Origin of the sequence: Immundisolibacter sp. (genome assembly GCF_050250495.1) — a bacterium.
Classification (GTDB): Bacteria; Pseudomonadota; Gammaproteobacteria; order Immundisolibacterales; family Immundisolibacteraceae; genus Immundisolibacter.
Window position 1 is genome coordinate 34,072 of the sequence record NZ_JBFWOM010000021.1, and the last position, 10,473, is coordinate 44,544.

Annotated in this window: 9 protein-coding genes; 4 read left to right on the top strand and 5 right to left on the bottom strand. The window is 64.6% G+C overall.

Annotated elements, in window-relative coordinates:
- Window positions 1–182: 182 nt before the first annotated feature.
- The 4 genes from AB7F93_RS12100 to AB7F93_RS12115 all read left to right on the top strand — a co-directional run bounded on the left by AB7F93_RS12100 (window position 183) and on the right by AB7F93_RS12115 (window position 5,172).
- Window positions 183–1,328, top strand: coding sequence for an alkane 1-monooxygenase (locus AB7F93_RS12100; protein WP_428303166.1), 1,146 nt, complete (start codon window positions 183–185; stop codon window positions 1,326–1,328).
- Window positions 1,329–1,440: 112 nt separating this feature from the next.
- Window positions 1,441–3,183, top strand: a complete 1,743-nt coding sequence (locus AB7F93_RS12105; protein WP_428303167.1) for a SulP family inorganic anion transporter — start codon at window positions 1,441–1,443, stop codon at window positions 3,181–3,183.
- Entirely contained in the window at window positions 3,180–4,166 is a 987-nt protein-coding gene (locus AB7F93_RS12110) for a 2-hydroxyacid dehydrogenase (RefSeq protein WP_428303168.1), read from the top strand. The genes AB7F93_RS12105 and AB7F93_RS12110 overlap by 4 nt, the downstream gene beginning before the upstream one ends.
- Before the next feature lie 301 nt (window positions 4,167–4,467).
- Entirely contained in the window at window positions 4,468–5,172 is a 705-nt protein-coding gene (locus AB7F93_RS12115; RefSeq protein ID WP_428303169.1) for a hypothetical protein, read from the top strand.
- 92 nt (window positions 5,173–5,264) lie between these two features.
- Here the strand turns inward: AB7F93_RS12115 and AB7F93_RS12120 are convergent, their stop codons facing one another.
- The 5 genes from AB7F93_RS12120 to AB7F93_RS12140 all read right to left on the bottom strand — a co-directional run.
- Complete coding sequence (locus AB7F93_RS12120) at window positions 5,265–5,831, bottom strand: hypothetical protein (RefSeq protein ID WP_428303170.1); 567 nt, start codon at window positions 5,829–5,831, stop codon at window positions 5,265–5,267.
- 539 nt (window positions 5,832–6,370) lie between these two features.
- Window positions 6,371–7,243 (bottom strand): VOC family protein, encoded by an 873-nt coding sequence (locus tag AB7F93_RS12125; protein WP_428303171.1) that lies wholly within the window; start codon window positions 7,241–7,243, stop codon window positions 6,371–6,373.
- Between the two features lie 98 nt (window positions 7,244–7,341).
- The gene (locus AB7F93_RS12130; protein WP_428303172.1) at window positions 7,342–9,105 is read right to left on the bottom strand and encodes a thiamine pyrophosphate-requiring protein; all 1,764 of its coding nucleotides are present in this window, start codon (window positions 9,103–9,105) and stop codon (window positions 7,342–7,344) included.
- Window positions 9,106–9,145: 40 nt separating this feature from the next.
- On the bottom strand, window positions 9,146–9,649 hold the full coding sequence (locus tag AB7F93_RS12135; RefSeq protein ID WP_428303173.1) for an aromatic-ring-hydroxylating dioxygenase subunit beta: 504 nt from the start codon (window positions 9,647–9,649) through the stop codon (window positions 9,146–9,148).
- 42 nt (window positions 9,650–9,691) lie between these two features.
- On the bottom strand, window positions 9,692–10,473 hold a 782-nt coding region (locus tag AB7F93_RS12140; protein WP_428303174.1), incomplete at its 5' end, for an RHO alpha subunit C-terminal catalytic domain-containing protein.

Below are 10,473 nucleotides of genomic sequence, written 5' to 3' on the forward strand. Positions count from 1 at the left end.
GCGAATCTTTGGCCTTTAACCTCATCGAAGCCGCGTTCGGCCCGAGGGCGGGCCTCCCACAGCACAGATGAATCAGGCGAGGGTTCCCCGGCCCTCCCAAACGCTTGTAAAGCTCAACCCAGCCATTACCATGGCGGCCTGACGGCGGCTGCCCTGGCCGCCCTCGCGCACTGGAGATAACCATGGAAGGTGTCTTGAAACCCGGCGCCGCGCCGCTGAGCGTGGTCGCCCGCGTCACCACGTGGCCATTGATGGGCCTGCTCACGTTGCCCGTCATCGGCTGGGCGCTCGGCGGCGGCATCTGGCACTGGCTGACGCTGATGGTGTTCGTCGGCATGTCGGTGCTCGACCCCTTCGTCGGCCCGGACAACATCAACCACCGCCCGGAAGACGAACTCGCGCTCGAAAAAAGCCTGTTCTACCGCGTCATGCTGTGGCTGCTGGTGCCGGCGCAGTGGGCAGTCGCCGTGTTCTGCTACTGGCTGTTCACGCAGGGTGATCTGACGGTCGCCGAGCAGGCGGGCGTGCTGCTGTCGTCCGCCATCGCGGTCGGCTTTGGCGCCACCGCGGCGCACGAACTTGCGCACCACGGCCAGCGCTTCGACCGCTGGATGGGCATTTTCCTGTTCACGCCCATCAACATGTGCGACTTCGCGATCTACCACAACTACGGCCACCACAACCGCGTGGCAACGCCGGAAGACCCCGGCTCGGCCAAGTACGGCGACAGCATCTTCGCCTTCATCGTGCGCAGCATCGTCTACAAGACGCTGATGGGCTGGGAGATCGAGGCCGAGCGCCTGCGCCGGCAGGGCCGCTCGCCGCTGTCGCTGCACAACGGCATGCTGTGGATGACGGTGCTGCCGCTCGCCTGGCTAGCGACCATGGTCGCGCTGTTCGGCTGGCTGGCGGTACCGCTGTTCCTGGCGCACTTCCTGTTTGCGCGCGTGCTGCTGGCGGTGGCGGATTACCTCGAGCACTACGGCCTCGCCCGCCGGCGCCTGCCGGACGGCGGCTGGGAGACCATCCGCCCGGCTCACGCCTGGGACGACAGCTTCCTCGTCAGCAGCCTGCTGTTCTGCCAGATCGACCGGCATTCCGACCACCACGCCAACGTCGGGCGGCCGTACCAGATCCTGCGCGTGATGCAGGAGGCTCCGCGCCTGCCCTACGGCTACCTCGTCATGCTGTGGGTGGCGTTGATCCCACCGCTGTGGCGCCGGGTGATGCACCCGCGCGTCGAGGCGTTCTGGGACAGCGGCGCCGCCGTGCCGCACGGCCGGCCCGAGAACCTGCCCGAGCGCTACCGGGCAAGCGCGGTTTACTGATCTGTCGCCGTCTGCCCGGCCCCGCGCGGGGCCGGGCCATGCGCCTGCCGGGACGCAGGCGCGCCGCGCTCGGCCGATAATGTCCGCGCCGTAACCACGCCGTCCCCGCCCCATGCCCCTGATGCGACTCGTGCCGCTGCTGCGCTGGCTGCGCGGTTATCGCCGCAGCGATGCGGTCGCCGACGGGCTGGCTGGCACGGTCACCGCTGTCCTGCTCATCCCGCAGGCCATGGCCTACGCCGTGGTCGCCGGTCTGCCGCCCGAGGTCGGGCTCTATGCCAGCGTGCTGCCCTCGCTGGCCTACGCCCTGCTCGGCACCAGTCCCTACATCGGCATCGGGCCGGTCGCGATCAACGCCATCATGGTGGCGAGTGCGCTCGCCGCCGCGGGCCACGGTGATCCGTCGACCAAGGTCATCCACGCCCTGCAACTGGCGGCGATTTCAGCCGTCACGCTGCTCGCGCTCGGCGCGCTGCGGGCCGGTGCCTTCATGAATTTTCTGAGCCGGCCCGTGCTGGACGGCTTCACCAGCGGCGCCGCGCTGCTGATCGTCCTGACGCAGATTCCGCCGCTGCTCGGCGTGCCGGCGCAATCCGGCCCGCTGCTGCACGAGGTCCTCGCCGCGCTGGCCCGGAACGTGGCGCACGTGAACACGCCGACGGCCGGCGTCGGCATCGCGAGTCTCGTGCTGCTGCTCGGGGCCGGGCCGCTGCGCACCCAGTTGAGGCGCCTGCCGCTGCGCCCGCTGGTTGCCGATGTGCTCGGCCGGATGCTGCCGCTGGTGGTAATCGCGCTGGCCGCGCTGGTGGCTGCGGTCGGTCACCTCGCCACGCACGGCGTCGCCGTGGTGGGCTCGATCCCGAGCGGACTGCCGGCGCCGTCGCTCGCGCTGCTGCGCGCTCCTGGCTGGCTCGACCTGCTGGTGCCGGGGGTGCTGATCGCGCTGATCAGCTACGTAAGCAGCGTGTCGATCGCGCAGGGGCTCGCCAGCCGGCGGCGCGAGCGCATCGACACCGACCAGGAACTGCTGGCGCTCGGCGCCGCCAACGCGGCCGCGGCCGTGGGCGGTGCACTGCCGGTGGCGGCGAGTTTCAGCCGTTCGGCGCTCAACTTTTCGACCGGCGCGCGCACGCCGCTCGCGGGTGTGGTGACGGCGCTCATCGTCGGCGCCGTCACGCTCACACTCACCGGCGCGTTCCGGACGCTGCCGAAGGCCGCGCTCGCCGCGCTCATCGTGGCGGCGGTGGCGCCGCTGGTCGATATCGGCAGCTTCCGGCGAACGCTCGCCTACAGCCGCGGCGACGGGCTGTGTTTTGCCGCCACGTTCATCGGTGTGCTGTTTCTGGGCGTCGAGCGCGGGCTGCTGCTCGGCGCGCTGCTGGCGCTCGCCGTCTACGTGTGGCGCAGCGGGCGCCCGCATATGGCGATCGTCGGCCGCGTGCCGGGCACGGAGCACTTTCGCAACGTGCGGCGTTACGAGGTGACGACCTGGCCCACGCTGCTTCTGCTGCGCGTCGACGAGAGCATCTACTTTGCGAACGCGAGCCGCGTCGAGCAGTTCGTGCTGGAGGCGCTCGCCACGCACCCGCGCGTCACCGATCTGGTGCTGGTCGGCAGTGGCATCAACCACATCGACAGCAGCGGCCTGGCCATGCTCGAAGGCCTGCTGCCCGGCCTGCGTGAGGCTGGCGTGCGCGTGCATCTGGCCGAGTTCAAGGGTCCGGTACTGGACCGCCTGCAACGCAGTCGGTTGCTCGACCTGCTGCCGCCCGGCCGTGTGTTTCTGAGTACCAACGAAGCGGCCACCGCGCTGACTGCGGAAGACGCCGCTGTAACCGAGGAGACGCCGACATGACCACGCGCAAACCCACCGTCCTGTGCACCATGGGCCCGGAGCTGCGGCCGTTGCTCGAAGCCAAGCTCACCGGCCTCGCCGACGTGCACTTTCTGTCCGAGATCGACGCCGCCGACCGCCGCGCCGCACTCGCCGAAGCCCAGGTGCTGTTCTGCCTGCGTCCGCAAATGGAAATCGGCGCCGACTGGCCCGCGCAGCCGGGCTGGCGCTTTGTGCAGTTCATGAGCGCCGGCGTCGATCACATCGATCTTGCGCGGTTTCCGAACACTGCCAAACTCGCCTGCAACGGCGGCGGGTTCTCCGAAGCCATGGCCGAGCACATCCTCGCCATGGCGCTCGCGCTGTCCAAGAAGCTGCTCTACAACCACCACCGCATGCAGCAGGGCGTGTTCGACCAGCTCAGCGACACCGGCACGCTGCGCGGCAAGACCGCTGGCATCGTCGGCTTTGGCGGCATCGGCCAGGCCACGGCGGACCTGCTGCGGCACTTCGACATGCGCATCGAGGCCATCAACAGCCGCGGCCACAGCGACCACCCGGCGGACTTCATCGGCACGCTGGCGGACCTTGAACGCGTCATACGCGCCGCGGACCTGCTGCTCATCAGCCTGCCGCTCACGCCGCAGAGCGCCGGGCTCATCGGCGCCTGGGAACTTGGTTGGCTGAAACCCGATGCCATGCTGATCAACGTCGCGCGCGGCGAGATCATCGACGAGAAGGCGCTCTACGACTGGCTGGTGGCGAACCCGAACGGCTGCGCCGGCATCGACGCCTGGTGGATCGAGCCCTTCCGCCACGGCGAGTTCCGCATGAACTATCCCTTCCTCGACCTGCCGAACGTGCTCGGCTCGCCGCATAACTCACCCCGCACGCCGGGCGGCGCCCAAGTCTCCGCCGCGCGTGCCTGCGAGAACATCGCCCGCTGGCTGCGCGGCGAGATGCCGCACGGGCTTTTGGATGCGGCAAGCGTCAACATGGCGTGATTACCGGAACGCGATGACGGCGGCACCATGTGGGAGCGGCGCCCCGCCGCGAACCGACAGGGCACACCATTCGGCCCGAGGGCGGACCTCCCACAAAGAGAGATACCGCGATCGATGCGCCTCCGGCATCGGCATATCCTGCAAGCTAATTCTGGCCGTAGGGTGGATGACGATCCGCCTTCCGCGTTAAGGTACAGCTGTAAGCTGCGCCGACACAGGAGGCGCATCGTTCGCCGCCTCCTCGATCGATGCGCTTCGTACGTCAGCGCATTCTAGGCGTGTTTGTTCGGGAGGACACGTCATGACCAGTAAGAACGTTTTCGTTCGAGCCATTATTTCAGTAGGTATTGCCCTTGCCCTCGGATCGCGGGTTTCTGCCTCTACGATTTACAGATGTAATATTGGAGGAAGCATAGCGTTGCAAGACACCCCATGTACTTGGCAGCCGAACAAACCATCCTCCGAGTTGGTATGCGTAGAGTCTCTGAACTACTACACTGCAAAAGTCTTCACCAACGCAGCATCTCCAAAAGATCGGATGTGCGCTGCAAAATTGGCGGATGAGCAACGCCTCGCCCAAAAGAATAGAGCGCGCGAGAAGACTGCCGCCCTCGAAAGGCAGAAGGTCGCCGACCGATCAAAGAGGCTCCGCGAAATGGAAGAACTTCAGAAACTGGCGTTAGCCGAAGAGGAAGCCAAACGCGCAAAAGATATAGAAACCGCCAAAGCGCGCGGATTTTATGTGGTCGAATATGTGGTTTTCGGGTCTGCGGACCGAGCATTTTTGACATACACAAACGCAACGGGCGGCACAGAGCAGCACGATGTTAATATTCCATGGAACCGGCGCTTTTTTGCGCGAAAGGGCGATACTCCTTACATCGCTGCTCAGAACAAATCTTCCGATGGAACTATTGCCGTTCTAATTTACTTGAACGGCGAGGCGATAAAAACCAGTGAGTCATCCGCTGAATATGGAATCGCTACTGCAGGTGGCCGGATTTGATCTTCCATTTCGGAAAACGTGATTAGTCGGCTCAGGGTATAGCGAAACACGAAGCCCATCACCACCGCGTCTATCTGGACCTCAAAGACTTGTTATGCATACGCGGCAAGTTGGGCTACTTCCATTCTGAATCTTTCAGTGAGCTCATCAATAAGCAGCAGGGCCTCAGAATATGGCTTTAAGAACCGCTCTCCATCGAAATCGCCCGCCTTATAAGACCGTTTGTGCTCGTCGGCGATATCGTTGAGCGTTTCTCTAGCCTCTAGGATACGCTGGTAGCTTGGCTTCAAACTTTGCGCATAGATGTCAATTATCATTTCAAGTCGGTTAAAATCGTGCTTGCGCTTTCTTCCCATTTCGATTACTTGATCAAGGTATTGATTGTAATCGATTTGCCCGCGCATGACGAGAATCAAAGTCATTGAGTGGCCGAAGAGCCCCGATAGCCAGTTACCCAACAAGACATACAGCTCTTCAAGACGCTCTCGTCTTACTCGCCTCTCAGTTTCTGACTTTTCAAACTCCAATTGAACTTTCAGCTGCTTTGCGCTTGAGCGCGTCGAGAGCCACGAACCAAAGATGCTCAATAGCGCGCCAACAATTACGCCGAGCAACCCGACCCATGCCTCAGATGGCGAATTTTTCAGAGTTTCTAACAATGGGCTTCACCTTTACGATTCACGAAATTCAGCGAGCGAGCCGCAGCGAGCCGTAGGGTGGGCAAAGCGCAGCGTGCCCACGCGGGACTGAATGTAACGTCATATCGCGAATCAACGCAACGGCCCAACGTCATTTCATGGCGTTGAAGAACTGGCCTGTCGGATCGGTGGGCACGGCCTATCGGCCTTTGCCCACCCTGCCCGCCGGTGAAACTTGCAGGGCATTCATTGCCGCGGCCCCGGAATGAATTTCTGGTCAATCGACGCCCACCCCCGCCCCATCCAACACCCGCCGAAACGCCGCGCAATCCGCCATCTCAACGGCCCCGCAAGCTGCCGTTGCCACGCTTCATCCAGCCAAGCGCACGGCGTCGCTCAATCCTGCTGCGTGCACATCCGTCTTGCCGCCGCGCACGTTGTGGCGTTACGTATCGCTCGGCGGTAAGCCGCGCAGACCGGACTGCGGGGTTCGCGCATCAAGGATTGTCGAACTGGCGGGCGCGGGCGCGCCCGCGCCATGCCGTGCTCCTCGCGCCGCTTCAGTTAGCAGCGTTGATGGCGCCGATGTGGCCCCAGTAGCTGATCGAGTCGTACTCGACGATGTTCCAGGTGGCGTCGTCGTCGATGGTGCGGCCGTTGCAGCCGTATTCCAGCTCGAAGCCGGACGGCGTTTGCGAGTAAAAGGACAGCATGTGGTCGTTGGTGTGCTTGCCGAAGGTCTGGGTGACGTTGATCTTGCGCGCGTTGACCAGGTCGTAGGCGCTGCCGACGTCGTCCAGGCTGTTGACCTCCAGCATCATGTGGTGGAAGGCGCTGTGCGGGCCCGGCACCATGGCCAGACTGTGGTGGCGCTGGTTGCAGTGCAGAAAGTGCGCCTTCACGTTGCCGAAGGCGCGCATGACGATGTAGTCGCTCATGCGAAACCCGAGCGCGCCGTAGAAATCGAGCATCTCGTCCAGCGCCGGCGTCATGAACACCACGTGACCCATGCCGAGATCGCCGATGCGAAAGCCGCTCATCGGCCGGGCCGGCTGAAACGGATAGCCGCTCTTCTGGCCATAGAAAATCTCGAGCGCATTGCCGGACGGATCGCGCACGTGCACGAGGCCCATCACCTGCCGGTCCTCACACTCGGCCGCGGTGCCTTCGCGCAGCTCGCAGCCGCGCTGCTTGAGCAGGCTCACCACGCCGGCCAGGCCCTCGCGGGAACCCGCATCCCAGCCGAAATGCCGCGCCCCCGGCGCGTCCGCCTTGTGGATGCTCATGCGGTGGTGCTTGTCGTCCAGGCGCAGCTTGAGCTGGTCCGGGGTTTCGGCGATTATCTGCGCGCCGAAGATGTCGCAGGCGTAGTCCTTCCATTCCTTCAGGTTGACGGCGTTGGCACCGATGTAGCCGAGCGCTTTCAGGGACATGGTCACTTCTCCGTGTGGTTGGGTTCGGGTTTCGACGTCACAAAAAAGGCGCCGCCACCCGACCGGATGACGGCGCCTCGATCACGATCGAATCAGGATCACAGGCGCCGGACGTGCGCCACCAGCAGCGCCGAGCGGCCTTCCTCGCGGACGGCCTTCACGCAGCGGGCAATCGCCGCCGGCAGGTCGTCCGGGTTGGCGACGTCCTCGCCGTGGCCGCCGGCCGCCTCGCACACCTTCTGGAACTGGTAGGCCGGGTTCAGGCGCGCCTGGAACTCGTCCGTGTCGCGCGAGATGCCGTCCGGGTGGACCTTGATGGTGCACTCCTTCACCGCCGACCAGCCGCCGTTCTCGAACACCACGGTGAAGATCGGCAGCTTGTGCTCGCGCGCCACCTCGTAGGTGGAACTCGGGTTGCCGAAGTAGAAGCTGCCGTCGCCGGACAGGTGCAGCACCATCGCCTTCGGGTTCGCGAGCTTCACGCCGAGCGCCGCGCCCGGGCTGTAGCCGAGACCGCCACCGCCCAAGCCCAACGTGGTGCCGGGCTTGGTGCGCAGGATCTGCATGCCGACCGAGGGCTCGTTCATCACCGCCTCGGACACCAGGATGTCGTCCTCGCCCAGCACCTTGTTCAGCTCCGCGCACAGGTAAGCCGGGTTGATCAGGCCGTCTGTGCCCTTGTCCTTGGCGAGGTTCTGGATGAAGACCACGGCCTCCTGGCGCTGCTTGCCGAAGGCTTCGAGCCGCGCCTTGGCACGCGCCCGGTGGGCGTCTGTGAGCTTGGTCTTCACGATTTCGATCAGCCGCTTGAGCGCCTCGTAGCTGTCCGCCTGCACCTTGAGGTGGCCCGGGAAGCCCCACATCGGGATCTCGCTCTTGATCGGGTCGATGTCGATGTGCGCCCAGAAGGTGTTCGGGTTCGGGCTCGCTTCCTTCGGCATCCACGGCAGGTCCGTGTCGACCATGAGGCCGAAGTCGACCTTCGGCAGGTGCGGCTCGGACAGGTTGCCGAGGAACACCGGCGAGGCCTTGGAGATGTTCAGTACCTGCGGGTAGGACTCGATCACGCCCATGCCGACCAGTTGGCCCAGCTCATCCAGCAGCGCCGGGGTCTTCACGTTGCGGCCGGCGAAGCTCGTGATCAGCAGCGGGTACTCGGCCGCCAGCAGGCGGTCGGCGATCTCGGTGAGCGGCGCGTCGTTCACGCCGCCCAGGCGCAGCGGGCCGTAGGCATCCACCGGGAAGGAGGCGATTTGCGACGGCTCCCAGGTCTCGGCCAGGATCTCGCGCGGCAGGGTCATGTACACCGGGCCCGGCGGGTCGCTCTCTGCCATCGAGAACGCGCGGCGCATGGCTTCCTTCACCACCACGCCGGTCGGAAGCTGGTATTCCCATTTCACGTAATTGCGCACGATCCCCTTCATGTCGTAGGGGTCCTGGATGAAGTGCACGTAAGTGTCGCGCGTGCCGAGCAGCTCGCCGCGGATGGTGACCGGCGCGGTGCCGGCCATCAACACCAGCGGCACGCGCGAGCGAAACGCGTTGTGCAGGCCCATGGCGGCGTTGGCGGTGCCGGCGTCGACGTGCACCAGCACGGCCTGCGCCCTGCCGGTGGCGCGGTAGTAGCCGATCGCCATGTGCACGGCGGTGTTCTCGTGCGGGCACAGGATGACCTGCGGGTACTTGCGGCCTTCCTTGCGCCACTGGGCCATGGTCTCGATGATCGGCGCGTGGTCGGTACCCATGTTGCAGAACAGGTAATCGACGCCGATCTCGTTCATCGCCTCCAGCCAGTAGGAGGCGGTCATGTTGGTGGGCGACTGCTCGCGCTGCGGCAGTACGGATATGGGGTTGGCGGACATTGCAGTGGCTCCAGTGAGTGAATCGGCGGGTCTGATCAGATCAGGCGTTGTAGATGTCGAGCATGGTCGGCACGTAGTCGTTCTTGAGGACCACGTACTTGCGGGCGATTTTCCAGCCGGCGTCGATGCGGCGCAGCGTGTGCCGGTAGTCGCCGTAGAAGACTTCGCTCTTGTTGGTCTTGTGGAAAAAACAGTGCGCGGTCCAGGTGGACAGCACCGTCATGCTGTCGGCAGTGACGTCCTCGACCAGGATGTTGTTGACCGCATGCGTGGTGCGCGGCACCGGCGTGCTGGCGATGGACTGGCCGGAGCGGATACGCCACACGCGGTCTTCGAGGCCCGCGCGGGTGCCATAGTAAATCAGCGAGATCTCGCGCTTCGGATTTTCGGTGAGCTCGTGCTCGCCCTTCCAGGCCGGCATCCAGTACTCGCAATCCTCGGTGAACATGGCGAGCCACTCGTCCCAGCGCTGCGCGTCGAGATAGTAGGCTTCGCGGTACAGCGCCTGGCTCGCGTCGGCCAGGGCCTTGACTAGATCGGTCACGGCAATTTCCCCTTGCGTTGATACGGCGGACTGACTCCGCTCTTAAAGAAGCCCGTCGCCCTTCATGCCGTCCTTGATGAACTGCTTCCAGGCGCGGTAGCCGCCGAAGTAAACGGTCTCGTCCCAAGCACCCATCGGGCCCATGGAACCGGACTGCGGCTCGAAACCGATTTCCTGCGACAGCTCATCGCCGCCGTCGTGGTAGGCGCTCATGCCGCGGGCGGTGCCCTGCATCCACTCCAGCACGCGCGCCTGGTGGCCGACCTGGCAGTCCTCGTAGGCGATGGTGTCGTCCGGCGTCGCCAGGCCCGAGGTGTTGAAGAAGTCCTCGTACTGACGGATACGGATTTCCCGCGCGGCGTCGCTCTCGCCCTTGGCGCCGATGCAGTAGATGGTCATCTCGGTCTTGTCCACCGACAGCGGACGGATCACCCGCATCTGCAAGGACGCATTCTCCGCGAACTGCACGTTCGGGTAGATGGTGAGGTTGCGCGTCGCCAGCATCCACTTGGTCTTGGTCTCACCGCAGCGCGCCACCGTCTCGTCGAGATGCTGGTACAGGCCCCGCTCGTCGGCGTTGGGATTGGTGGCGTAGATCACCGCGTGGCCACGCGGAAAGCAGGCCGTGCCGCCTTTCACTACGTCCATCATGTTGAAGTCGATGGACCTGACCTGCTTGTTCTTGCTCTCGCCAGCTTTGCGGCGGCTGACGATGTTCATGAAGCTCGGGTGGCAGGACGTCAGGTGATAGGCATCGATGCAGTTCTCGACCTGCATCTTCCAGTTGGCGTCGTAGGTGTAGGTCGACACGCCCGGGATGGCCT